Genomic DNA, 24481 nt, shown 5'->3' on the forward strand with positions numbered 1-24481 from the left:
TTGACGATGGTGCCAGCCTCACGACTGGTCAAATCCGTTGGAAACTTCGACAGATAGATATTAGTCACACTGCAAAAAAGGAAAGGAAGCGGGCTCACATGTGCATCACTGATCGTCCACAGAAGCACCATCAACGCGCGGAGCTGTCCGGAAAGTGACGTTGCGACAGCGGTCCCGCGCAGCGGAAGCGTCGGTTCGGGGAGGCTCCGCGGGCGGGGGATGACGGTCCATCACCGTCCGTGCGGCGCGCCGTACGGGTGAAGCGCAGCCGGGGATATATCTGTACATAGTGCTCTTTGCCTGTTCTGTGACCCCACCTGCCGTGCCGGCCGTATGACCGCGCTCGTCATCTGCCACTTCGTCCTCGCCGCGTGCGCCCGCCCGCTGGTGCGATGGCTGGGCGCGCGCGCCTTCGTGGTTCTCGCGCTGCCCCCCGCCGCCACCACCTGCTGGGCGTTCGCCCAGTGGGACACGGCGGCCTCCGGCGCCTCGGTCACCTGGTCGTGGAACTGGATCCCGGCGTACGACGTCTCCGTCGCCCTGCGCCTGGACGCCCTCGCCGAACTCATGGTGCTGCTCGCGGCGGGCGTCGGGACGCTCGTCCTGCTCTACTGCGCCTCGTACTTCAAGGACGACACCCCTCAACTGGCCGGATTCGCCGGGAACCTGCTCGCCTTCGCCGGGGCCATGCTCGCCCTCGTACTGAGCGACGACCTGATCACGCTCTACGTCTTCTGGGAGCTGACCACGGTCTTCTCCTACCTGCTGATCGGATTCGACAGCGAGCAGAGGCACAGCCGCCGCTCCGCCCTCCAGGCGCTCACCGTCACCACCCTCGGCGGGCTCGCCATGCTCGTCGGATTCCTGATCATCGGTCAGGCGGCGGGCACCTACCGGATCTCGGCGATCCTCGCCGACCCGCCCCGAACGAGCCTCGCCGTCTCCGTGGCCGTCGTGCTGATCCTGTGCGGGGCCCTGTCGAAGTCGGCGATCTGGCCCTTCAGCCTCTGGCTCCCGAACGCCATGGCGGCGCCCACCCCAGTCAGCGCGTACCTGCACGCCGCGGCCATGGTCAAGGCCGGCGTCTACCTCGTCGCCCGGCTCGCCCCCGGCTTCGCCGACGTCCCCGTCTGGCGGCCCGTCGTGATGGTCCTCGGCGCCGCGACGATGCTGCTGGGCGGCTGGCGGGCCCTGCGGCTCAACGACCTGAAGCTCGTCCTCGCCTACGGCACCGTCAGCCAACTCGGCTTCCTCACCCTGCTCGCGGGCGTTGGCAACCGGGACGCGGCGCTGGCCGCCACCGTCATGATCCTCGGGCACGCCCTGTTCAAGGCCCCGCTGTTCCTCATCACCGGCATCGTCGACCACGCGGCCGGCACCCGCGACCTGCGCAGGCTCTCCGGCGTCGGACGGTCGCTGCCGTACGTCTGCGCCGTCGCCGTGACCGCCGCCGCCTCCATGGCCGCACTGCCCCCGCTGCTCGGCTTCGCCGCGAAGGAGGCCGCCTTCGACGCCCTGCTGCACGGCGACACGGCGGACCGCTGGGCGCTGGGCATCACGGTGGCGGGCTCGATACTGACCGTCGCGTACACCGTCCGGTTCGTCTGGGGCGCCTTCTGGCGCAAGCCCGGAGTCGCCGACACCCCGGTCCACCGGGTCGGCGCGGCCTTCCTCGCCCCGCCCGCCCTGCTCGCCGCCTGCGGGCTGGTGCTGGGACCCGGCGTGGGCTGGACCGACCGGCTGCTGAGTGCGTACGCGGACGCCTTCCCCGCCCCCGCCCACCCGTACCACCTCGCGCTCTGGCACGGCTGGGGCACCGCACTGCTGCTGTCGGCCGTCGCCACGGCGGGCGGTGCGGTGCTCTTCGCCGTGCGCTCCCCGGTCATCAGGCTCTCCCGGCGGATCGCCTGGCCGACCGCCGACAGCGCCTTCGGCCATCTGCTGCTGGGCCTGGAGCGGCTCTCGCTCCAGATCACCGGCTTCGTCCAGCGGGGCTCCCTGTCGGTCTACCTCGCCACCACCCTGCTCGTGATGCTCGCCGGCCAGCTCACCGTGCTCGGCGTCGACCGGCCCTGGCACGGGGCAGCGGCGCCGCGGCTCTGGGACGTACCGCTGCAGGGCGCCGTCGCGGCGCTGACCTGCGCGGCGGCGCTGTCCTGTCTGACCGTCAGACGCCGCATGAAGGCCGTGGTGCTCGCCGGGCTCACCGGATACGGGGCCGCGCTGCTCTTCGTCGTCCAGGGCGCACCGGACCTGGCGCTCACGCAGTTCTGCGTGGAGACCGTGTCGATGATCGTGTTCGTGCTGGTGCTGCGGCGGATGCCGGTGCACTTCCAGGAGTCGGTGAGCAGCTGGCGGCGGGCCGTCCGGATCCCGGTGGCGCTGGCAGCGGCGGCCACCCTGAGCGTCGTGGTGTGGGTCGCGGCGGCCGCGCGTACCGCGGAGCCCGCCGGAGCCGCCATGGTCGAGGAGACCGCGCACCACGGCCTCAAGGACGTCGTCGCCACCATCCTGGTGGACCTGAGGGCCTGGGACACGATGGGGGAGTCCGCCGTCCTGGCGGCCGCGGCGATCGGCGTGACGAGCCTGATCTACCTGCACCGTCGCGCCGAGGGCGACCCGGCGCCCCCGGAGACACGGCGGCACACCGCCTGGTCGGTGACCACGCCCCCGCTGACGGGAGTTCCGCACGGCGACGAAGGCGCCCCCGAGCGCAGCTGGCTGGCAGCCGGCTCCACGCTCGCACCCGAGCACCGCTCAGTCGTCTTCGAGGTCGTGGCACGGCTGCTGTTCCACCCGATCCTGGTGCTCTCGGTCTATCTCCTGTTCTGCGCCGAGAACATGCCGGGCGGCGGATTCGTCGCCGGACTGGTCGCCGGGGTCGCGCTGATCACCCGCTATCTGGCGGGCGGCCGCTTCGAACTCGCCGAGGCCGCGCCTCTGCAGCCCGGGCTCTTCACGGGCCTCGGCCTGTTCCTGTCCACCGGGGTGGCACTGCTCGGCCTCGCGGACGGCACCGTCCTGCACGCCTGGACCCACCACGGCCACCTGCCGCTGATCGGCGACTACCACTTCGGCACTCCGGTGATCTTCGACTGCGGTGTCTATCTGCTGGTCCTGGGCGTGGTGCTGGACATCGTGCGGGCCCTCGGCGCCAAGGTCGACCGGCAGATCGAGCGGGCGGCGGCCGTACAGGCGACGACGACCGGACCGGCACCCGGGCCGGCCGCCCCCGAGACGGGAGGCACCGCCCCGTGACCGTCAGCGCCTCGCTCCTCGCCACCGCCGCGGTCCTGTGCGCGGTCGGCGGCATCCTCATGCTCACCCGTCCCCTCACCCGGATCCTGCTGGGCGCGGTCATCGCGGGCAACGGCATCAACCTGCTCGTCCTGTCCGCCACCGGATCGGCCGGCCGCGAACCCCTCCTCTACGGCGTCGAACTGGGCCGGGTCACCGACCCGCTGCCCCAGGCCATCGCCCTCACCGCCATCGTCATCACGCTGGCCACCACCGCGTTCCTCCTCGCCATGGCCTACCGCAGCCACCAGCTGACCGGCACGGACGAGGTGCACGACGACGACGAGGACCGGCGCATCGTGCTGCGCGCCGAAGTGCTGGGGGAACGCGACGAACTGCGCGAGCAGTACCGGGCCGAGGCCGAACCCAGCGCCGAGGCCCGCCGCCGCTACCGCGAGGAGCGCCGCCGTCTGCGGGCCAGGCTGCGGGCCGACCGCGCCCTCCAGGCCCGCGGCCGGGACGCGAGCGGGGACCTGTGGCACGACGTCCTGGGCGCGGACCCGGAGGACTACGCGGCCCGGCGGCCCACGGAGCGGTCCGAAACCCCCACGAACCGAGGAGACACCGGGTGAACGCACTCGTCCCGCTGCCGGTGCTGCTGCCGCTCTGCGCCACCGGACTGAGCCTCGCCTTCGGCACCCGGCTCAAACAGTTCCAGCGCTTCATCAGCGTCGCCGTCCTCACCGCCGTACTGGGGCTCTCGGTCGCCCTGATGATCGCCGCCGATACGAGCGGCCCGCTCAGCGTGCACCTCGGCGACTTCGCCCCGCCGCTCGGCATCACCCTGGTCGCGGACCGGCTCTCCGGACTGATGCTGACCGTCTCCTCGGCCGTCACCCTCTGCGTCCTCGTCTACTCCCTCGGCCAGGGCATGGCCGACCGGGACGAGGAGACACCGGTCGCCGTCTTCCACCCCGCCTATCTGATCCTGGTCGCCGGGGTCTCCTGCACCTTCCTCGCCGGCGACCTCGTCAACCTGTACGTCGGCTTCGAGATCATGCTCGTCGCCAGCTTCGTCCTGCTCACGCTCGGCGGCACCGGCCCCAGGATCCGCGCGGGCTCCACGTACGTGATCATCTCCCTCTTCTCCTCGATGCTCTTCCTCACCGCCATCGCCATGACGTACGCGGCCACCGGCACCGCCAACTTCGCCCAGCTGGCCGTCCGGCTCGGCGAACTCCCGCTGGGCGTCCAGACCCTGATCCAGGGGATGCTGCTGACCGTCTTCGCCATCAAGGCCGCAGTCTTCCCCCTCGCGGCCTGGCTCCCCGACTCCTACCCGACCGCGCCGGCCCCCGTCACCGCGGTCTTCGCCGGACTCCTCACCAAGGTCGGCGTCTACTGCATGCTGCGCACCGAGACCCTGCTCTTCCCCGGCAACCGGCTCGGCGACCTGCTGATGGCCGCGGCGCTCGCCTCGATGGTCGTCGGCATCCTGGGCGCCGTCGCCCAGACCGACCTGAAGCGGCTGCTCTCCTTCACCCTCATCAGCCACATCGGCTACATGGTCTTCGGCATCGGGCTCGCCACCCGGGAGGCGTACGGCGGCGCGATCGTCTACGTCGTCCACCACATCACCGTCCAGACCACGCTGTTCCTGGTGGCCGGCCTGATCGAGCGGCGGGGCGGCACCACCGAGCTGACCCGGCTCGGCGGCATCGCCAAGGCCGCCCCGCTGCTCGCCGTCCTGTTCTTCGTACCCGCCATGAACCTGGCCGGCATTCCGCCGCTCTCAGGCTTCATCGGCAAGCTCGGACTCATGCGCGCCGGTGTCGCCGACGGCAGTGTCTGGGCCTGGATCCTCGTCATCGGGTCGACGGCGACGAGCCTGCTCACGCTGTACGTGATGGCCAAGGTCTGGAACCTGGCGTTCTGGCGGGCGGCGCCTCCCGGCCAGGCGGCGGACGGCACGGTCCTGGAGTCCGACGACGACAGCGACGACGACACCGACGAGGGCCCCGACCGGATGCCCGGCACCGGGGACGAAGGGGTGCGCCCCCGCCACGAGCCGGCCGGACGCGCGGTCGCGGCCACGCTGCACGGCCATGCCGTCACGACCACGACCAGGCTCCCGCGCCTGATGACCTGGGCCACCGCGGCGACGGTCGCGCTCGGCCTCGCCTTCACCGTGTTCGCCGGGCCGCTGACCTCGTACACGGACCGCTCGGCCGCCGAGCTCATCGCGCGCGTCCCCTATATCGAGGCGGTGCTCGGCCGGTGAAACGCCTGATCACGTTCCCCTACCGGAACAAGAACCTGCCCCCCTTCAGCCTGGAGTTCGGCGGCCGGAGGCCACGCGTGCTCGACCTCCCGCTGATCGCCTGGCTCACCGTCATCTGGGTGTTGCTCTGGTCCAGCCTGAACTGGGCCAACGTGCTGACCGGAGTCGTGGTCGCGGTGGCCGTCTGCCTGGCGTTCCCGCTGCCTCAGGTCGATCTGGGGCTGCGGCTGCACCCCTGGGGCATCCTGCGGCTGGTCACCTATCTGCTCTACGACATGTACACCTCGGGCGTGAGGGTCACCCGGCAGATCTTCGCGGACCGCCCGCACCGGGCCGCCGTCATCGCCGTCCCGCTGCGCTGCCGCTCGGACCTGATGCTCACCGCGACCGCCGTCGCGGTGTCGAACGTGCCGGGCGGATCGATCGTCGAGGTGCGCCGCGCCACCGCCACCGTGTTCGTGCACGTCCTCGACGCGGACCGGCCCGCCGAACTCGACGCGGCCCGGCGTTCCGTCTGGCGCATGGAGGAACTGACCGTCCGGGCCTTCGGCACCCGCGACGAGATCGACCGGGTCGCCGGCCCGCCCCCGCCCGCACCGCACACCGGCGAGCGGCCGGGAGACCAGGAGGAGGGCGCATGAGTGTGCCGGAGACCGTCGACCGGGTGCTGCTGACCGCATCCGTCGTCCTGATCGTCATCGCCGGAGCGGGCCTGCTGTTCCGTATCTGGCGCGGCCCCTCGATGCTGGACAGGGCGCTCTCGCTCGATGTCTGCGCCGCCCTCATCATCTGCGGGCTCGGTGCCAAGTCCGCCTTCGCGCGGGATCCGTTCTACTTCCCGATCATGCTGGTGCTGGCCTTCCTCGGCTTCACCGGTTCGGTCGGCATCGCCCGCTTCATCGCGGTGCGCGACCGCCCGCCGGGCCGCGCGCGGACCGACGGCGAGCCGCGGACCGGCAGGGAGGCGCCATGAGTCTCTGGCTCCAGATCGTGGACACGACGGGTGCGGTCCTGCTGCTGATCGGCGCGGCCATCTGTCTGCTCGGCGTGATCGGCATGCTGCGACTGCCGGACGTCCTGTCCCGCAGCCACGCCGCGACCAAGCCGCAGTCACTCGGCATGCTGCTGGTGCTGGCCGGCGTCGCGCTGCGGCTGCGCAGCGGCATGGACCTCGCGACGCTGGCGCTGATCGGCTTCTTCCAGCTGATGACCGGTCCGGTGGCCGCCCACCTGGTCGCGCGCTCCGCATACCGCACGGGCCAGATCGACCACGGCGAACTGCTCTTCGACGAACTGGACGAGCAGCTCACCGAGGAGAGCTGACGCGGAACCACCCCGCTCGCGGTCAGAACTCCTGGCGCGTCGCGCTGCGGCCGGCGGCGGACAGCAGGGAACCGATCGCGATCCCGATGACGAGGTACAGCGCCGCCGAGCCGATCCTGGCGTCCAGCGGGGCGGACGTGGTGAAGGGCAGCAGCACCATGACAGCGGTGGCGAGCGTGACGATCCACAGGAAGAAGGTGCCCGGCTGCGGCGTCGCCAGCATCAGCACGTGCAGCAGGGCGGTGGCCGCCAGAGCGGCGAACGCCGCCCCCGTGGCCAGTACCCCCGTCGACGCGTCGCCCATCGCACCGTCACCCTCCGGGGCGAAGACCGGGATCCCGAGCACACCGCGGATCAGCAGCAGCCCGACGACGGCGGTGAGCGCGGCGACCAGGGCCGTCATGGCGCCACCCGCCCACAGCCGCCCCGCGTCGACGCGGGGGCCCCGGGCGCGCGGCCGGTGCTGCGGCGGTACGTATCCGGTCTGCTGCGGCTGCCAGTCGTAACCGTCCTGTGGGTCCATGACCGGACCTCTCCCCTCGATCGACCGAATCCCGATCGTCGGACGGCCGGGGCCCAGAGGCGACCGGGCACGGTCCGAACGAGTGAGGCAAGCGGAGGGTGACGGCGGCTCAGCAACCGCCCGCGCGGCTACCGGTCGTCCTCGGCGCCGGTGGGTGCGGTGCGTGGCACCGAGGAACCGGGCGACCTCCGGGTCGCGGGGAGCCGGCGGATGGCCCCCGCCGTCTTCCGCCGCCGGGCGCCGCAGCAGGTCGATCGCGGCGACGGCCGAGCGCTCGGTCTGCCGGAACGGCGCCCAGTGCACCTGGCCCCGGGTCCGGTCCGTGTGCCCCGCCTCCGAGGCAGCCGTCGACCTCCCCGCGCCGCCGCTGCCCCCGTAGTCGTCATGGAGGAAGTCCGGCACAAGGCTCCGACAACACTGTGCGACGCGGTTCGGGCCCGCCTCCGGGCCGGTCGTGGGGCCGGGTGCGGGAGAGGAGAAGCGTCCGCCGAACCCGGCGAGCGCGAGAAGGCCTGACGGACGGCGCCCCGCCCTCGTCGCCTCCGGCCGCGCATGATCACGTAACCTCTGGGCGCATGAATGACGACGGCACGCGCGAGGAACCTGTGGACGACCACCGCATGAGGGCACGCGAACTGGGCATACCGCTGACCGGCGAACCGGGGCCGTGGGACGCGATCACGGACGTCCCCGGTATCGAGGTCGGGTACGTGACCCTCTGCGAGGGCGACGACGTACGCACCGGAGTCACCGCGCTCCTCCCGCGCGGCAGGGACGGAGTGGGCATGCCCTGCGCGGCGGGCCTGCACTCGTTCAACGGCAACGGCGAGATGACCGGCACCGCCTGGATCGAGGAGAGCGGATCCCTCGCCGTTCCGGTGCTCATCACCAACACCTACGCGGTCGGCCCGGTGCACCGCGGTGTCGTCGAGTGGGTACGCGCCAACCGCCGGGACATGGCGCCCGAATGGCTGCTTCCGGTCGTCACCGAGACCTGGGACGGCCACCTCAACGACATCCACGGCTCGGCCGTGGAGTCCCGCCACGCGGCCGCCGCCATCGAGGCGGCGGCCTCCGGACCGGTCGAGGAGGGATGCGTCGGCGGCGGTACTGGCATGCGCTGCTACGGCTTCAAGGGCGGCTCCGGGACCGCCTCACGGGTGGTGGAGTACGGCGAGGACCGGTACACCGTCGGCGCCTTCGTGCAGGCCAACTTCGGCGCGCGGCGCGAACTGGTGGTGGCCGGCGTCCCGGTGGGCCGCGAACTGCCCGACGGCCCCGCGCCGGAGCCCGACGGCGAGCGTCAGGTGCCGCCCGGCGCCGGCTCGGTGATCGTGGTGGTGGCCACGGACGCACCCCTGCTGCCCGGCCAGTGCGAGGCGCTGGCCCGGCGGGCGACCCTGGGCCTCGCCCGCACCGGCACCACGGGCAGCCACTTCTCCGGCGATATCTTCCTGGCTTTCTCCACGGCCAACGAAGGTGCCCTGACCAGCACGTTCCCGGAGGACGACGGCAGCGCTCCGTACGAGTCGATGCGCTTCGTGCCCTGGGGCCGGATGGACCCCTTCTACGGTGCGGTGGTCGAGTCGGTGGAGGAGGCGGTCCTCAACGTCCTCACGGGTGCGCACGCGATGACCGGCCGGGCCGGCCACCACGTCCCGGCGCTGCCGCTGGACCAGGTCTCCGCACTGTTGGCCGCGCGGGGCGCGGTGGCGTAGAAGGCGCCACTGCCGGGGAGGAGTGCGGCTGCCCCCGTGCCGTGGTTCCGCGCCACGAGGTCCTGGAGGGACGTCCCCTTCACCCGTGCGGGCGAAGCCCCCGGAATCCGCCCGCACGGCCGTGTCCCTCCCGGCGGGGAAGGGCACAACCCTTGGGACGACCCGCCCGTGACGGCTTCCCGACCGCGGCCTGTGCGTTCTCCGACGCCGAGGAGGCGGAGATCCGAAGGAGCCATGACTGGCATGCCTTGTCCCGTTCCGCAGCCGCCCCCGATGCTGGAAGGACAGCGCCCAGGGCGGGCGGAGGAGGAACGGGGACGCGCGATGCTGACGACGACGGCACACCCTGCGCAGGGAACCCCCGCACCCGGCGGTCTGTCACCGGGGGTCCGCAGGATCACCCTCGAGGCCGTCGGCGGGATCCCCCTGTCCGCCTTGCTGAGCGAACCCGCCGACGGCCGCCCACCGCGCGCGACCGTCGTCGCCCTGCACGGCGGGGGGATGAGCGCCGGGTACTTCGACGGGCAGGCGCATCCGGACGTCTCCCTGCTGACGCTCGGCGCCCGCCTCGGCTACGCCGTGCTCGCGCTGGACCGGCCCGGCTACGGCGCCTCGGCCCCGCACCTGCCCACCGGGCAGCACCTCCTGGAGCAGGTGGCGACGGTCCGCTCCGCGCTCGCCGACGCACAGGCCCGCCACGTCCCCGGCCCCCTGTTCCTGCTCGCCCACTCCTTCGGCGGCAAACTCGCCCTCGCCCTCGCCGCCGACGCATCGCCCGACGACTTCCTCGGCCTGGACATCTCCGGCTGCGGACACCGGCCGGCCGCCTCCGTGGCGCTCCTGGGCCCCGGGGCGCGCACCGGACTCCGGCGGCTCAACTGGGGCCCGCTGGGCCTCTACCCGGACGGGACCTTCCGCGAGGCCGCGGCAGTCGTCGCCCCGATGCCCGACCAGGAGATCGCGTCGGCGCAGGAGTGGAGCGGACTGTCCGCCCGCCTGTTGCCGCGCGTGGCCGTGCCGGTGCGTTTCACCTTCGCCGAGCACGAGGCCTGGTGGTGCCAGAGCGATGCCGACCTCACCGATCTCGCCGCACAGCTCTCGGCGGCGCCCCGGGTCCTCGTCGACCGGCTCGCCGGAGCCGGGCACAACATCAGCCTCGGCCGGGCCGCCAGGGTGTACCATCTGCGGGCCCTGGCCTTCCTCGACGAGTGCCTCGACGACGGCGCGCCCTCTGCCGCACGCTGAGTGCCGATGCCCGGGCCCGGCCCTTCCGGGTACGCAGCACCTGCTGAGCCCGATCCACTTCCCGGTGGAGGGGCCTCAGCGAGCCGCCGAGTAGCGGCCTCTGGGCCGGCCAGGAGCGAACTGTGGATCAGCGGGCCATCTGCCGGTCCATTTCCCGCGCTCGTCCGTCCAGGGCGGTGGCGACAGCCTCTGGTGTGGTCCTGGGGCCGATGGGTGCCGGCATGTCCAGCCGGCCGCCCCCGGCCGCGTCGGCGGGCTCCGTTCCGTGCAACTCGACCGCGATTCCCGCCCGCCGCGCGAGCGCGACCAAATGCTCATCGTTGGTCCCCCGCTCAGCCCTCGATGCCGCAGGATCGCATGGTCGTCGGACATCTGGGTAGGGCGGGACCCGGCCCCCCAAGTGACCAGCGACTGGCGCCCGTTGCCGGACTGTCGTGCTTCGTGGAAGCGGCTGCGTCGAATGAGTGTGCGTACTCATGCGCACCGGTGGCCGGTCCGGCAGCATCGGGCCATGACTCATGAGCTTCGCACGCGCCTGTCCCGGCGCAGATGGCCCTGGTCGAACACGACGTCCCGCAGTTCGGACATCCCCGCGGCCCTCATGCTGCTCATCGTCGAGACCCTGGTCTTCATTTGGGCGATGTTCGGCTACGGGATGGATGGGTGGGCCGCGCAGGGGAGGCGGGAGGAGATCGACGAGGCGACGCTGGCGAGCATCGCGTTCATGCAGCACTTCCTCATCGCCGTAGTCGTCCTCTTCGTGCTCGCGGCGCTGGCCCGCGCCCCGTGGACAGCGGTCCTGCAGCTCCTGGCCGCCGGCGCCGTGGCGATGATGCTCGTCCTCAGCCAGCACGAGTACGAACAGTCGCACCCGCGCCCCGCGCCCACCCCGAGCGCCGGCTACCAGCCCTGCTACAGCGGCAGCGGACGATGTGACTGAGTCGCCGACGGCAGGCGTTCCAGCCCGACGGGGCGGCCTACGCCGACGTGGTGTCGGAGTACGCCGCCCCGGGGCGGGACGAGCCGGGCGTGGCCTTCGAGCTGCTGAACGGGCCTACTTCGGGTCGTTGTTGAACTTGGCGGTGGACCAGAGGTAGCCGAGGACGGTGAGTGCGAGGCACCAGGCGAGGGTGAGCCAGCCGTTGTTGCCGATCTCGGTGCCGAGGAGGAGGCCGCGGAGGGTTTCGATGGCGGGGGTGAAGGGCTGGTACTCGGCGATGGGCCGGAACCAGCCGGGCATGGTGTCGACGGGGATGAAGGCGCTGGAGAGGAGCGGGAGCAGGACCATGGGGAGTGCGTTGTTGCTGGCGGCTTCGACGCTCGGGCTGATGAGCCCCATGCCGACGGCGATCCAGGTGAAAGCGGTGGCGAAGAGGACGAGGACTCCGAGGGCGGCGAGCCATTCGACGGGGGTGGCGTCGGTGGAACGGAAGCCCATGGCGACACCGACGGCGCCGACGAGGATGACGCTGGCGACGCATTGCAGGACGCTGCCGACGACGTGCCCGACGAGGACGGAGCCCCGGTGGATGGCCATGGTGCGGAAGCGGGCGATGATGCCCTCGGTCATGTCGTTGGAGACGGAGACGGCGGTGCCGACGGTGGTGGAGCCGATGGTCATGAGGAGGAGGCCGGGGAGGATGTAGGTGACGTAGCCGGCGCGGGTGGCGTTCGTGCCGCCGATGCCCGCGCTCATGACGTCGCCGAAGATGTAGACGAAGAGCAGGAGCAGCATGATCGGTGTGAGCAGGAGGTTGAGGGTGAGGGAGGGGTAGCGGCGGGCGTGCAGGAGGTTGCGGCGGAGCATGGTGTTCGAGTCGCGGACGGCTAGGGCGAGGGCGCTCATCGGGAAGTCTCCTTGGGCTGGTCCGGGATTACGGCCGGGGCGGTGAGGGCGAAGAACACGTCGTCGAGGTCGGGGGTGTGGACGGTGAGTTCGTCGGCCTCGATGCCGGCGGAGTCCAGCCAGTCGAGGATGGCGCGCAGTTCGCGCTGGGTGCCGTCGCTGGGGATGTGGAGTGACAGTGCCTCGTCGTCCCGGGTGGCCTCGCGCAGGGCGGTGGCGGCTGACCGGTAGGTGTCGGGGTCGGTGAAGCGGAGGCGGACGTGTCCGCCGGGGACGAGTCGTTTGAGTTCCTCGGCGGTGCCTTCGGCGGCGATTGTGCCGTTGTTCAGTACGGCGATGCGGTCGGCGAGTTCGTCGGCTTCTTCGAGGTACTGGGTGGTGAGGAAGACGGTGACGCCGTGGGTGACGAGGGTGCGGATGATGTTCCACATGGTGTGGCGGGAGCGGGGGTCGAGGCCGGTGGTGGGTTCGTCGAGGAAGATGATGCGGGGGTTGCCGACGAGGGTCATGGCGATGTCGAGGCGGCGTTTCATGCCGCCGGAGTAGGTGGAGGCGGGTTTTTTCGCGGCGTGGGTGAGGTCGAAGCGTTCGAGGAGTTCGGCGGCGACCAGGCGTCCTTCCTGCTTGGAGAGGTGGTGCAGGTCGGCCATGAGGAGCATGTTCTCCTCGCCGGTGATGAGTCCGTCGACGGCGGAGAACTGTCCGGTGACGCCGATGGTGGCGCGTACGGCGTTCGGGTCGGTGGTCAGGTCGTGGCCGCCGACGTGGAGGTCGCCGGCGTCGGCGGTGACGAGGGTGGAGAGGGATCTTCACGGCGGTGGTCTTGCCGGCGCCGTTCGGTCCCAGCAGCGCGAACACGGTGCCTGCGGGGACGTGCAGGTCGATCCCGTCGAGGACGACCTTGTCCCCGTAGGACTTGCGCATCCCGACGGCGGAGACGGCGTCCGGCAACGACCGGCCGCCCCCCTTGCTGGACGTGGGCATGACAGACGAAGGCATGGAGCCCTCCCGTTCGAAGAGTGAAGGCGGCTGGGGCTGGTGGCTGAGCGAACCGAGGGCTGCTGCCGGGTCAGGCCTTGGCGCGGCGGATGTCGATGTTGCCGAATCGGGTGCGGGCGCGGATGCTGACGGTGTCCTCGGTCTTCGAGGGGGTCTCGGAGGCGGTGAGGGTGTTGCGCACTTGGCCGGACCCGGAGTTGACGTCGAGCCAGGCGGCCGTACCCTCGCGGACGCCGACCTCGATGGCCCCGTAGCTCGTCTCCAACTGGACCGATCCGCTGGCGACTTCGGCGACGCGCAGGGTGCCGTGGGCCGTCTTGGCCGTGACCGAGTCCTCGGCCCGGGTGATGTCGATGTCGCCGTTGGATCCGCTCACCCGCAGCTCGCCGGTCGCGACGCCGACGGTCGTGGTGCCGTGCGAGTTCTTCAGGACGGCGGGGCCGTCGACGAGCCCGACACGCAGGCTGCCGGAGCTGGTGGTGATCTCGGCCTTGCCGTCCACGTGGTCCACGGTGATCGAGCCGTGCGACGCGGTCAGGTGGAGCGGGCCGGTCGAGTCGAGGCGGACGTCCCCGGACGAGGTCTTCACGCGGACCTCGCCGAGCCTGCCCTCGCCGAGCACCTGGGCCCAGGCGCCGGTCAGGTCGATACGCGATCCGGTGGGCAGTTCGACCGTCACGTCGACCGTGCCGGTGCGGCCGATCAGGTAGCGCTGCTTGGGTGTCCGGACGGTCAGCACGCCGCCCGAGTACGTGATCTCGGTCTGCTCGGCCGCCCGGATGTCCTGGTCCTTCTTCGGGTCGCGGGGCCGCGCCTCGACGACGGTGTCGGGGCGGTCGCCGGCGGTGAACTGGATGGAACCGGCCTCCACATGGGCGGTGACCGAGATCGGTTCGGAGGTGTCGAAAGAAGGCATGGCTGTCCCGTCCTCTTGGCTCTTGGTGGCGTCCCCACTGGTGGGACGTGGTGTGGGTGAAGTGGTGCGGGTGGCTGGTGCGGCTAGCGCACCCACCCCGTGTAGCCCTGTCCGAGCGTCTGGCTCTTCTCCGTCGTACGTGGTGCGGTGCCACCGTCGACCGCAGCCGACACGGCTCGTACCAGCCACGCGTTGACCGACAGTCCCTCGCGGGTCGCGGCTTCTTCGGCGCGTGACTTCAGATGGGCCGGCAGGCGCAGGTTGACGCGGGCGGTGCCACCCTCGTCGCTGTCCGTCGGAGCCGGGGCCCTGAAGGGTTCGGCGGGCGCGGAGGCGGGCTCCGCGGGGGCGATGACGGTGGCCGGCAGCGTCACGACGAAGTCGGGGTCGAGCCCGCGCAGCCGTACGTCGACCGAACCGGGGGCGAGCTCGCGGGTGATCTCGTCCATCGCGGCGGAGAGGACGTTGAGCATGGTCAGCCGGGTCGCCGACTCCAGCGGAGCGGTGAGTCGCTCTGCCAGTGCGCGGGCTTCGTCGCCGCCGGCCTCGGCAGCCACCGCGAGTTCGCGGCGGAGGGTGTCGACATAGGGGGTGAGGTCCATGACGCCATGATGGCACCATAATGGCGCCACGCGCAAGCCGTGTGGCATCATTCCCGGGTGCGTGTCCCAAGTTATGGCATCTGACCTGCGTAAACGTGGCATCTTTTGGCTGTGGTGGTGTGGCGTCGTGTGTGCCTGCAGGTCTCAGTTCGCACGGAAGAGCATCCAATGACGCCACCTGGTGTCACGTGATGCCATTCCGTGCCAGTGGTTGAGCCACGCGGGGCCCGCCAAGGCAGGCGACGTCAATCGCGCGTCAAGGGTCGGCCACCCGGGATCAGGAGTCCGCCAACGGGCATGTCCGGTCCGGCGGGGACAGGCATGCCGTCACCGGCATGCATCCCCGCACATCTCCGGCTGTCCCTGGCGTGGCTCAGGCGGAAACCGCGGCGCGGGACAGCGCGGTGCGCAACGCGAAGACGCCGAGCAGACCGCCCGACGTGAGCCGTTGGGCGGTCATGGCGCGGGGCCGGGTGGCCAGGAACCCCGAAATCCGTGCTGCGCCCAGCATGATCAGGCCGTTCACGGTGACGCCCACGACGATCTGCACGCCACCGAGCTGGAGCAGTTGTGCCCAGGCCGGACCGCCCTGCGGGTCCAGGAACTGGGGCAGCAGGGCGGCGTACAGGAGGGCGATCTTGGGGTTGAGCAGGTTGGTCAGCAGCCCCATGGAGAACAGGCGGGCGTCGGAGACCGGAGGCAGATCCCCGGCCGGGTCGAAGGGCGAGCGGCCGCCCGGCTTGAGCATGCTCCAGGCGAGGTAGGCCAGGTAGGCGGCCCCGGCAAGCTTGATCACCGTGTACGCCACCGGCACGGCGGCGAACAACGCGGACAGCCCCGCAGCCGCGGCCAGGAGATAGCACACGAACCCCACAGCGGTCCCGCCGAGGCTGATCAGTCCCGCCCTGCGGCCCTGGGTGATCGCCCGGGAGGCGAGGTGGATCATGTTCGGTCCCGGAGTCAGGGCCATGCCCAGTTCGATCAGTGCCACTCCTCCGATCGCGGCCAGAGTGATCACCGGTCAGCCTCCAGGTCGTTCGTCGGGTGCCTGATACGGAAGGGGGTCACCCTGCTGTGGCGGACGGGTACGACGCGTGTGCCGTGCCTGGCCCGCCCGCTGCAGCATAGAGCGTGACCGCTCGGCAACTGCGGGCGCCCCGGGCCCCGTTCCTGTTCAGGCTCCGCGGGTACGCGTCCGCCTCAGACGGGGTAGGCGTGGGTCTGCGCCGCCTTCACGGTCGCCCAGACCGCCGCACCCGGGTGCAGGTCGAGTTCGGCGGCGGAGGCGGTGGTCAGGTCCGCGGTGAGACGCAGCTCTCCGGTGAGGTCGGCGCGGATCTGGTCGCCGTGGGTCTCCAGGCCCGCGATCTCGCACTGCCAGAGGTTGCGGGCGCTGGAGCCCGCGGGGCGGTCGCGGTGGAGGGTGACGGCGCTCGGCGGGAAGGCCACGAAGACCGGACCGGACAGGGCCTCCGTGGTGGTGGCGGGAGGGCCGTCGTCGAGGCGGACGGTGTGGCCGTCGGCCAGGCCCCGGTAGAGGTTCAGGCCGACCAGACGGGCGATGTAGTCCGTACGGGGATGACGGGCGATGTGGGACGGCACGCCCTCCTGGACGACCCGGCCCTCCTCGACCACCACCAGTCGGTCCGCCAGCACCATCGCGTCCAGTGGATCGTGTGTGACCAGGACGGCGACGGCCTCGAACTCGGCCAGATGCCGCCGGAGCTGCGAACGGACCTCCAGGCGGGTGCGGGCGTCCAGCGCCGCCAGCGGCTCGTCCAGGAGCAGCAGGCGCGGCCGGGTCGCCAGCGCGCGGGCCAGGGCGACACGCTGGGCCTGGCCGCCGGACAGATTGCGCGGCTTGGCGTCGACGTGCTCGGCGAGACCGAGGCGGCCGAGCCACTCCGCGGCCTCGCTACGGGCCGCGGCCTTGGCCGTCCCGTGGCAGCGTGGTCCGAAGGCCACATTGTCCAGGGCGGTGAGGTGGGGGAAGAGCAGGTAGTCCTGGAAGACGACGCCGACGGGGCGGGACTCCGGCGGCGTACGCTCCAACGCCGTTCCGTCCAGCCGCAGATGCCCGTCGGTGAGCGGCGTCAGGCCGGCGAGGGCGCGCAGGGCCGTGGTCTTGCCGGCGCCGTTGGGGCCGAGCAGGGCGACGACCTCACCGGGTGCGACGGCCAGCGTCACATCGAGGCGGAAGGCGCCGCGCTCGACGACGAGGCGGGCGTCGAGTCCCTCCCGGGGCGCATCGGCGCGCGGGGTGCGGGCGGGGGGTTCGGTGGTCATCCTGCTGTCATCCAACGGTCGCGCAGGCCGGCCAGCACCGCGATGGACACGGCGAGCAGGACCAGGCTGAGGGCGATGGCCGCCTCCGGGTCGCTCTGCAGGGCCAGGTACACGGCCAGCGGCATGGTCTGGGTACGGCCGGGGAAGTTGCCGGCAAAGGTGATCGTCGCGCCGAACTCGCCCAGGGCGCGGGCCCAGGCCAGGACGGCGCCGGCCGCGATGCCCGGCGCGATCAGCGGCAGTGTGACCCGGCGGAACGCGGTGAAGCGGGAGGCGCCGAGCGTGGCGGCAGCCTCCTCGAAGCGCGGGTCGGCGGCGCGCAGGGTGCCTTCGACGCTGATGACGAGGAAGGGCATCGCGACGAATGCCTCCGCGATCACGACGCCCGCCGTGGTGAACGGCAGGGTGATCCCGAACCAGTCGTCCAGCGTCTTCCCGACGATGCCGTTGCGGCCGAGTGCCATCAGCAGGGCCACACCGCCGACCACCGGTGGCAGGACGAGCGGCAGGGTCACCAGGGCCCGTACGAGGCCGCGTCCGCGGAACTCGACACGGGCCAGCAGCCAGGCCAGCGGCACACCGATGACCAGACTCACCGCGGTGGCGGCCGTGGCGCAGACCAGGGACAGCCGGAGCGCCTGCCATACCTCGGCGCTGGTCAGCAGCTGGGGCATGCTGGTCCACGGGGCCCGTACGAGCAGCGCGACCAGGGGCACGATCAGGAACGCCAGGCCGATCAGCGCGGGGACCAGGAGAGGCAGCGGAACACCCCGGCCGACGCCCGTCCGGACACGCCGACGCCGCGGCCCGCTCCGGAGGGGGCCGGTCGCCGCGCCGGACTTGCCGAGATCCGTCACGGCTTCAGGAACCCGGCCCCGGTCAGGACCTTCTGGCCTGCGGGGGACTGCACCAGGGCGATGAACGCCTTGGCGGCCCCGGTGTTCTGCGTGTCCTTGAGCTGGACGATCGGGTAGTCGTTGATGGCGTTCGCCGACTCGGGGAAGTCCACGCCCTCCACCTTGTCACCCGCCGCGTGCACATCGGTCTTGTACACGACGGCCGCGTCGGCCTCCTTCAGCTCGATCTTGGTCAGGGCGGACTTGACGTCCTGCTCGTACGAGACGGGCGTGAGGTCGAGCCCGGCGGCGTCCAGGGCCTTCTGAGCGGCGGCGCCGCAGGGCACCTCCTTGTCGCACAGGACCACCTTGAGGCCGGACTCGGTGAGGTCCTTCAGGGAGGAGATCCCGTCGGGGTTGCCCGGGAGCGTGGCGATCTCCAGCTGGTTGCGGACGAAGGTGGCGGGTGTCCCGGAGGCGTCCCCGGCATCGGTGACGATCTTCATCGTCTTGTGACTGGCCGAGGCGAAGACGTCGGCCGGGGCACCGCCGGTGATGCTCGCGGCGAGCGAGTCACTGCCCCCGAAGCTGAAGGTCACCTTCGTACCGGGGTGCTGCTCCTCGAACTCCCTGCCCAGAGCCGTGAAGGACTCCTTGAGGGAGGCGGCGGCGAACACGGTCACCGTGCCGGACAGTTGGCCCGAGGAGCCGGACGCGGAGGAGCCCGACGTCGAGGACGAGGTGTCGTCGGACGAGGAACAGGCGCTCAGGGCCAGCAGTGCGCCGACACCTGCACCGGCCGCCTGAAGCGTCCGGCGGGTCCGGCGTGCGGTACGGGTCGTCACGGGTCTGCTCCCTCTCGTCCTGACGGACACGTCGACCGTGATGATACTGCCGCAGATGCGAGGGGAAAGTCTCCTGTCACTTCGCATGAGTCGGGCCAAATCCTGGCACGGGTGGTATGTGCGTTCGCACGGATTCTTGTGCCCCGGTACGGGAACCGGACCCCGGAGAAGCCGGGCCGTGAGTCGGTCCGGAGAGGGCCGCCGGGCGCGGCTCCTCAGGTGGTGGAGCGGGTGACCAGGTGGGTGGGGAGGATCAGAGGGGTCGGGTCGCCTCCGTCGATGAGCGCGACGAGCATGCGTGCCATCTCCTGCCCGAGCGCCCTGATGGGCTGGTGGACCGTGGTCAGGGGCGGGTCGGTGATCTGGGCGACGGCGAGGTCGTCGAAGCCGATCACCGCGACATCGGCGGGGACGAGCCGACGAGCCTGCCGGAGGGTACGCAGCGCTCCGGCCCCCATGTTGTCGTTGGCGGCGAACACCCCGTCGATGCCGGGCTCGTTCTTCAGGAGCGCGGCCATCGCGTCCGCACCGCTGGGCTCGGTGAAGTCTCCCTCCGCAGGCGGCAGCGGTTCGAGGCCGGCGGCCAGCATGGCGTCGCGGTAGCCCCGGTGCCGGGCGCGTCCGACCTCGGTGTCCAGGCGTCCGCAGATGGTGGCCACGCGCGTCCGGCCCGCCGCGATCAGGTGCTCGGTCGCCTCACGGGCTCCGCCGACATTGTCGACGTCCACGAACCAGCGCGGTTTCGGGCCGATCGGGCGACCGCCGCAGACGACGGGAATCTCGGCTTCCTGGGCCATGCCCGCCAGCGGATCGTCCTCGCGCAGGGCCATGAGCATGACGCCGTCCACACCTTTCGACCGCAGCAGGTGTTCCACCCGCTTGCGCCCCCGGTCGGAGGCGGCCAGGCACAACATCAGGTTGAGGTCGGCCTCCTCCAGTGCGCCGGTGGCACCGACGATGACCTGGGCGAAGAACGGATCGGCGAAGACCGACGGGTTCTCCCCGGAGATGACGAGGGCCGCCGCCCCCGTCTGACGGGTCGCCAGCGCCCGGGCCCTCGGATTCGGGACGTAACCGTGCTCCCGAACGGCCCGTTCGACCGCCTCGCGCTTGGCGCGGCTGACATGCGGGGCGTTGTTGAGTACACGAGAGGCCACCGAGCGCGAGACGCCGGCGAGCTCGGCCACCTCGTCGAGGGTGAGCTGCCGACGTGGCCCATCTACTGCCATGAACTTCGAGCCTTCCCTCGCGGCCGGACGAGAGGAAGCTTCTCATCCCGCGCTCCTGGGCCGCCTGCCCGCCTGCCCGCCAAACACCTGTGACCACGAGGGTAGAACGACTGGGAGCGCTTCCAGTTTTATGGACAGTATGACCTCGTGACGGTCGTGTGAAGTGCGCGTTGCGAAGGAGCCTCTTGACAGTGAGCGCGCTCCGTCACACGATACCGGCCATCACCTCAGAACGTCTGGATGGGACTGGAAGCGCTTCCAGTGGGAGCGCTCCCAAGTTTCGTGGCTGATGCCTGAGGTGTGCCGTCCCCGCCGGAGAGCCGCCGGCACAGGGGCGCAGTACCACCGCACTCCTCTGCGCGCCGCGGGCCTCTGGACGAACGCCTGCGGTGTATCCCCGCCAGAAAGCCGAGGTACGTTCATGCGTCGCCAGATCCGTGCGCTCACGGCAGCCCTGATAGCGCTGCCCCTGACGCTCAGCATCGCTCCGTCCGCACACGCCGCCGATCCCACGACGATGACCAGCGGTTTCTACGTCGACCCGAATTCCAGCGTGAAGCAGTGGGTCACGGCCAACCCGGCCGACGGCCGCGCTCCCGCGATCAGCGCGTCCATCGCCAACACGCCCATGGCCCGGTGGTTCGGTGCCTGGAGCGGCAGCATCGGCACCGCCGCCGGCGCCTATGTGGGGGCGGCGGACTACGGGGACAAGCTGCCCGTGCTCGTCGCGTACAACGTGTACAACCGTGACTACTGCGGCGGGCACTCCGGTGGCGGCGCCTCCTCGTCGGCCGCGTACGCGAAATGGATCGCAGAGTTCGCCGGCGGGATCGGGCAGCGCCCGGCTGTCGTCGTCCTCGAACCCGACTCCCTCGGGGACTACGGCTGCATGAACCAGGCGCAGATCGCCGAGCGCGAGGCCATGATCAAGGGCGCACTGGGCGAGTTCACGCGCCAGACGCCCAACGCGTGGGTCTACCTCGACGCGGGGAACCCCGGCTGGGGCACTCCCGCCACCATGGCCCAGCGGCTGCACGGCGCCGGTCTGCGGCAGGCCCACGGCTTCTCGCTGAACATCTCCAACTACTACTCGACCGCCGAGAACACCGCCTTCGGCAACGCCGTCAACGCCGAGCTCAGCGCCCGTTACGGCTACACCCGGCCGTTCGTCGTCGACACCAGCCGTAACGGCAACGGATCCAACGGCCAGTGGTGCAACCCCGCGGGCCGCCGCACAGGCACTCCCACGCAGAAGGGGGGAGGTGCCGAGATGCTCCTGTGGATCAAGACGCCGGGGGAGTCCGACGGGAACTGCGGCGTCGGCGCCGGTTCCACGGCCGGACAGTTCCTCCCCGAGGTGGCCTACAAAATGATCTACGGGTACTGACCCACCGGCTCCTGGGGCCCGGTCCGTCCATGCGGCGCAACCGGGCCCCAGGTACTACCGCCGCACGGGCCGGCCCGCATCCACGCCCCGGCCCGCCCGTCGCGCAGCGGCCTTCCCCACTCGCCTCTTGGCTAGGAGCACCCTTGAGAACAGCCCTTGTCCTGCGCCGCGCGGGCGCCGCGATTGCCGCGCTCGGCGTCTGCGCCGCCCTCACCTCGACCCAGGCACAGGCTCAGGCCGGGCCCGCGCCGACATCCCACGACGTGATCACACCGTCCACCAAGTTCTACGTCGACCGGCACAGCAAGGCCGCCGGGCAGGCCCTGACCGACCTCAGGAACGGCGACCTCGGGAACGCGGCCAATATGGCCCGCCTCGCAAGCTGGCCCCAGTCGAAGTGGTTCACCGAAGGAACCCCCGCCGAGGTCCGTGCCGAGGTCACCACGCTCACACGCAAAGCCCGGGCCGCGGGCACCACCCCCGTCATGGTCGCCTACAACGTGCCCGGCCGGGACTGCACCCAGTACTCCAGCGGTGGCGCCGCGTCCTCCGCCGCGTACCGGCAGTGGGTCGACGCCTTCGCCACCGGCATCGGGGACAGCAAGGCCGTCGTCATCGTCGAGCCCGACGGCCTCGCCCTGCTGCCCAGCGACTGCAGCCCCACCACGGACCCCACCGGCGAACTGACCGCCACCCGTCTCGCCGACCTCGCGTACGCGGTCAAGACCCTCAAGTCCAAGCCCCGCGCCGCGGTCTACCTGGACGCGGGCAACGTCCAGTGGCGCCACGTCGGAGACATGGCGCAGCGCCTGCTCGACTCCGGCGTCGAACTCGGCGACGGCTTCGCTCTGAACGTGTCCAACACCCACCCCACCGACCACAACGCCCGCTACGGCGCCTGGATAGCCAAGTGCATGTGGTTCGCCACCAAGGGCCCCGACTGGGCCCGCGGCCACGCGGACTGGTGCGCCAACCAGTACTACTCCTCCGCCGCCCCCAACGACGGCACCCCCGGCGGTTCCGTCTCCTCCACGGACCCCGCCACCTGGCGCTGGACGGATGCCTGGTTCGACCAGAACACCGGCACCCCGCCGGCCGGCGAACTCGAGCACTTCGTCATCGACACCAGCCGCAACGGCCTGGGCGCCTGGACCCCGCCGCCCGGCAAGTACAGCGGTGACGCCGAACCCTGGTGCAACGCCCCCGGCCGCGGCATCGGCCCACGGCCCACGGCCGACACGGGGAATCCGCTCGCCGACGCCTACCTGTGGATCAAGGTCCCCGGAGAGTCGGACGGCAGCTGCACGCGCAACACCGGGGGCAGCATCGACCCCGAGTACGGCATCGTCGACCCTCCCGCCGGCACCTGGTGGCCCGACTACGTCCACGGCCTCGCCCGTCAAGCGGCGCCCCGACTGACGTTCAACCGCTGAGCACCGCTCATCCCTGACCGTGGCCGGCCACGGTCAGCCCTCGGCCCGTGGCCGACCGCGGTGTCGTGCCCCTTGTCCTCCAGGGGCACGACACCGCGCCCGCTCAGATGTCCCGGAAGATCTCGATCTGCGCCCCCACCGAGTTCAGCCGCTCCGCCAGTTCCTCGTAACCGCGGTTGATCACATACACGTTGCGCAGTACGGAGGTTCCCTCGGCCGCCATCATCGCGAGCAGCACCACCACGGCCGGCCGCAATGCCGGCGGGCACATCATCTCCGCCGCGCGCCACCGGGTCGGGCCCTCGACCAGCACCCGGTGCGGGTCCAGGAGTTGGAGCCGGCCGCCGAGGCGGTTGAGGTCGGTGAGGTAGATCGCGCGGTTGTCGTAGACCCAGTCGTGGATCAGGGTCTGGCCGTGGGCCGAGGCCGCGATGGCCGCGAAGAACGGCACGTTGTCGATGTTGAGGCCCGGGAACGGCATCGGGTGGATCTTGTCGATGGGCGCCTCCAGTTTGGAGGGCCGGACCGTCAGGTCCACCAGGCGGGTGCGTCCGTTGTCGGCGGCGTACTCCGCGGTGCGGGCGCAGTCGACGCCCATCTCCTCCAGGACCGCGAGCTCGATCTCCAGGAACTCGATCGGCACCCGGCGGATCGTCAGCTCGGACTCCGTGACGACGGCGGCGGCGAGCAGGCTCATCGCCTCGACCGGGTCCTCGGAGGGGGAGTAGTCGACGTCCACGTCGATGTTCGGCACCCCGTGCACGGTCAGTGTCGTCGTACCGACGCCGTCCACCCGTACGCCCAGCGCCTCCAGGAAGAAGCAGAGGTCCTGGACCATGTAGTTGGAGGACGCGTTGCGGATGACGGTGGTGCCGTCGTGCCGGGCGGCAGCCAGCAGCGCGTTCTCGGTCACGGTGTCGCCGCGCTCGGTCAGCACGATGGGGCGGCCGGGGACGACGGAGTGGTCGACCTGGGCGTGGTAGATGCCCTCGGTCGCGGCGATCTCCAGACCGAAGCGGCGCAGTGCGATCATGTGCGGCTCGATGGTGCGGGTGCCGAGGTCGCAGCCGCCCGCGTACGGCAGCTTGAACCGGTCCATGCGGTGGAGCAGCGGACCGAGGAACATGATGATCGACCGGGTTCGGCGGGCCGCGTCCGCGTCGATGGCGTCCATGTCGAGCCGGGCCGGCGGGATGATCTCCAGGTCCGTGCCGTCGTTGATCCACCGGGCGCGTACCCCGATGGAGTTCAGCACCTCCAGGAGGCGGTAGACCTCCTCGATCCTGGCCACCCGGCGCAGCACCGTGCGGCCCTTGTTGAGCAGCGTGGCGCAGAGCAGTGCCACGCACGCGTTCTTGCTGGTCTTGACGTCGATGGATCCGGAGAGCCGGCGCCCGCCGACCACCCGCAGATGCATGGGGCCGGCGTAGCCGAGCGACACGATTTCGCTGTCGAGTGCTTCACCGATGCGGGCAATCATCTCAAGGCTGATGTTTTGATTGCCGCGCTCGATGCGGTTCACGGCGCTCTGGCTGGTGGCGAGCGCCTCGGCGAGCTGACTCTGTGTCCAGCCCCGGTGCTGACGGGCGTCACGGATGAGCTTGCCGATGCGTGCGAGGTAATCATCTGACATGCCGAAAGGCTATCTCAGATATGAGATGACTCTGTTCGGGGGGTGTGGTGTTCGAGTGACGAATGGGTTCAGAGCCGCGGGAGGAGGGCGCGGCCCAGCACGGACGCGCTGTCCACCTCCAGGATCCGCCCGGGCCGTCGGT

At 71.2% G+C, this 24481-nt stretch carries 22 protein-coding genes and 1 pseudogene; 11 read left to right on the plus strand and 12 right to left on the minus strand.

What is annotated here, in order from left to right; all coding sequences use genetic code 11:
• Nucleotides 1–333 precede the first annotated feature (333 nt).
• Genes OG446_RS29695 through mnhG form a run of 6 tightly spaced genes read left to right on the plus strand, consistent with a single transcriptional unit; the run spans nucleotide 334 to nucleotide 6841 of the window.
• A complete protein-coding gene (locus tag OG446_RS29695) occupies nucleotides 334–3258 on the plus strand; it encodes a Na+/H+ antiporter subunit A (RefSeq protein ID WP_328896879.1) in 2925 nt (974 codons plus the stop codon).
• The gene (locus OG446_RS29700; RefSeq protein ID WP_328896880.1) at nucleotides 3255–3869 is read left to right on the plus strand and encodes a Na(+)/H(+) antiporter subunit C; all 615 of its coding nucleotides are present in this window, start codon (nucleotides 3255–3257) and stop codon (nucleotides 3867–3869) included. Before OG446_RS29695 ends, OG446_RS29700 begins: the two co-directional genes overlap by 4 nt.
• Nucleotides 3866–5518, plus strand: a complete 1653-nt coding sequence (locus tag OG446_RS29705; protein ID WP_328896881.1) for a Na+/H+ antiporter subunit D — start codon at nucleotides 3866–3868, stop codon at nucleotides 5516–5518. The genes OG446_RS29700 and OG446_RS29705 overlap by 4 nt, the downstream gene beginning before the upstream one ends.
• Nucleotides 5515–6159 carry a Na+/H+ antiporter subunit E gene (locus tag OG446_RS29710; protein WP_328896882.1) on the plus strand — a complete coding sequence of 215 codons (645 nt, stop codon included), beginning with the start codon at nucleotides 5515–5517 and terminating at the stop codon, nucleotides 6157–6159. The genes OG446_RS29705 and OG446_RS29710 overlap by 4 nt, the downstream gene beginning before the upstream one ends.
• Nucleotides 6156–6491, plus strand: a complete 336-nt coding sequence (locus OG446_RS29715; RefSeq protein ID WP_328896883.1) for a monovalent cation/H+ antiporter complex subunit F — start codon at nucleotides 6156–6158, stop codon at nucleotides 6489–6491. Before OG446_RS29710 ends, OG446_RS29715 begins: the two co-directional genes overlap by 4 nt.
• Nucleotides 6488–6841, plus strand: coding sequence for a monovalent cation/H(+) antiporter subunit G (mnhG, locus tag OG446_RS29720; protein ID WP_328896884.1), 354 nt, complete (start codon nucleotides 6488–6490; stop codon nucleotides 6839–6841). Before OG446_RS29715 ends, mnhG begins: the two co-directional genes overlap by 4 nt.
• A gap of 22 nt (nucleotides 6842–6863) precedes the next feature.
• Here the strand turns inward: mnhG and OG446_RS29725 are convergent, their stop codons facing one another.
• Nucleotides 6864–7364, minus strand: a complete 501-nt coding sequence (locus tag OG446_RS29725; protein ID WP_328896885.1) for a DUF6069 family protein — start codon at nucleotides 7362–7364, stop codon at nucleotides 6864–6866.
• A gap of 620 nt (nucleotides 7365–7984) precedes the next feature.
• Here OG446_RS29725 and OG446_RS29730 point away from each other — a divergent pair.
• Nucleotides 7985–9082, plus strand: coding sequence for a DmpA family aminopeptidase (locus tag OG446_RS29730; RefSeq protein ID WP_328898452.1), 1098 nt, complete (start codon nucleotides 7985–7987; stop codon nucleotides 9080–9082).
• 324 nt (nucleotides 9083–9406) lie between these two features.
• Nucleotides 9407–10327 carry an alpha/beta hydrolase gene (locus tag OG446_RS29735; protein ID WP_328898453.1) on the plus strand — a complete coding sequence of 307 codons (921 nt, stop codon included), beginning with the start codon at nucleotides 9407–9409 and terminating at the stop codon, nucleotides 10325–10327.
• A 127-nt stretch (nucleotides 10328–10454) separates the two neighbouring features.
• Here OG446_RS29735 and OG446_RS29740 read toward each other — a convergent pair whose 3' ends face one another.
• Complete coding sequence (locus tag OG446_RS29740) at nucleotides 10455–10637, minus strand: hypothetical protein (RefSeq protein WP_328896886.1); 183 nt, start codon at nucleotides 10635–10637, stop codon at nucleotides 10455–10457.
• A 201-nt stretch (nucleotides 10638–10838) separates the two neighbouring features.
• On the opposite strand from OG446_RS29740, the gene OG446_RS29745 reads away from it, so the two are divergent.
• Nucleotides 10839–11267 carry a DUF6234 family protein gene (locus OG446_RS29745; RefSeq protein WP_328896887.1) on the plus strand — a complete coding sequence of 143 codons (429 nt, stop codon included), beginning with the start codon at nucleotides 10839–10841 and terminating at the stop codon, nucleotides 11265–11267.
• A 114-nt stretch (nucleotides 11268–11381) separates the two neighbouring features.
• Here OG446_RS29745 and OG446_RS29750 read toward each other — a convergent pair whose 3' ends face one another.
• The 9 genes and pseudogenes from OG446_RS29750 to OG446_RS29790 form a co-directional block, all read right to left on the minus strand.
• Nucleotides 11382–12173, minus strand: coding sequence for an ABC transporter permease (locus tag OG446_RS29750; RefSeq protein WP_328896888.1), 792 nt, complete (start codon nucleotides 12171–12173; stop codon nucleotides 11382–11384).
• Nucleotides 12170–13157, minus strand: a pseudogene (locus OG446_RS29755) (ATP-binding cassette domain-containing protein). The gene OG446_RS29750 and the pseudogene OG446_RS29755 overlap by 4 nt, the downstream one beginning before the upstream one ends.
• Nucleotides 13158–13242: 85 nt before the next feature.
• Nucleotides 13243–14088, minus strand: a complete 846-nt coding sequence (locus OG446_RS29760; protein WP_328896889.1) for a DUF4097 family beta strand repeat-containing protein — start codon at nucleotides 14086–14088, stop codon at nucleotides 13243–13245.
• A gap of 83 nt (nucleotides 14089–14171) precedes the next feature.
• Nucleotides 14172–14690 carry a toxin-antitoxin system HicB family antitoxin gene (locus OG446_RS29765; RefSeq protein ID WP_328896890.1) on the minus strand — a complete coding sequence of 173 codons (519 nt, stop codon included), beginning with the start codon at nucleotides 14688–14690 and terminating at the stop codon, nucleotides 14172–14174.
• A gap of 373 nt (nucleotides 14691–15063) precedes the next feature.
• Nucleotides 15064–15708, minus strand: a complete 645-nt coding sequence (locus OG446_RS29770) for a LysE family translocator (RefSeq protein ID WP_328896891.1) — start codon at nucleotides 15706–15708, stop codon at nucleotides 15064–15066.
• A 182-nt stretch (nucleotides 15709–15890) separates the two neighbouring features.
• Nucleotides 15891–16976 (minus strand): ABC transporter ATP-binding protein, encoded by a 1086-nt coding sequence (locus OG446_RS29775; RefSeq protein WP_328896892.1) that lies wholly within the window; start codon nucleotides 16974–16976, stop codon nucleotides 15891–15893.
• Nucleotides 16973–17833 carry a molybdate ABC transporter permease subunit gene (gene modB / locus OG446_RS29780; protein ID WP_328896893.1) on the minus strand — a complete coding sequence of 287 codons (861 nt, stop codon included), beginning with the start codon at nucleotides 17831–17833 and terminating at the stop codon, nucleotides 16973–16975. Before modB ends, OG446_RS29775 begins: the two co-directional genes overlap by 4 nt.
• Nucleotides 17830–18657 carry a molybdate ABC transporter substrate-binding protein gene (modA, locus tag OG446_RS29785; protein ID WP_328896894.1) on the minus strand — a complete coding sequence of 276 codons (828 nt, stop codon included), beginning with the start codon at nucleotides 18655–18657 and terminating at the stop codon, nucleotides 17830–17832. Before modA ends, modB begins: the two co-directional genes overlap by 4 nt.
• A 215-nt stretch (nucleotides 18658–18872) precedes the next feature.
• The gene (locus OG446_RS29790) at nucleotides 18873–19886 is read right to left on the minus strand and encodes a LacI family DNA-binding transcriptional regulator (RefSeq protein WP_328896895.1); all 1014 of its coding nucleotides are present in this window, start codon (nucleotides 19884–19886) and stop codon (nucleotides 18873–18875) included.
• 421 nt (nucleotides 19887–20307) lie between these two features.
• Between OG446_RS29790 and OG446_RS29795 the strand changes: the two genes are divergently transcribed.
• Both OG446_RS29795 and OG446_RS29800 read left to right on the plus strand, forming a co-directional pair.
• A complete protein-coding gene (locus OG446_RS29795; protein ID WP_328896896.1) occupies nucleotides 20308–21273 on the plus strand; it encodes a glycoside hydrolase family 6 protein in 966 nt (321 codons plus the stop codon).
• Between the two features lie 143 nt (nucleotides 21274–21416).
• A complete protein-coding gene (locus tag OG446_RS29800; protein ID WP_328896897.1) occupies nucleotides 21417–22706 on the plus strand; it encodes a glycoside hydrolase family 6 protein in 1290 nt (429 codons plus the stop codon).
• A gap of 103 nt (nucleotides 22707–22809) precedes the next feature.
• Here OG446_RS29800 and OG446_RS29805 read toward each other — a convergent pair whose 3' ends face one another.
• Nucleotides 22810–24339, minus strand: coding sequence for a helix-turn-helix domain-containing protein (locus tag OG446_RS29805; RefSeq protein ID WP_328896898.1), 1530 nt, complete (start codon nucleotides 24337–24339; stop codon nucleotides 22810–22812).
• Nucleotides 24340–24481: the final 142 nt, after the last annotated feature.

Origin of the sequence: Streptomyces sp. NBC_00236 (genome assembly GCF_036195045.1) — a bacterium.
Lineage (GTDB): Bacteria > Actinomycetota > Actinomycetes > Streptomycetales > Streptomycetaceae > Streptomyces.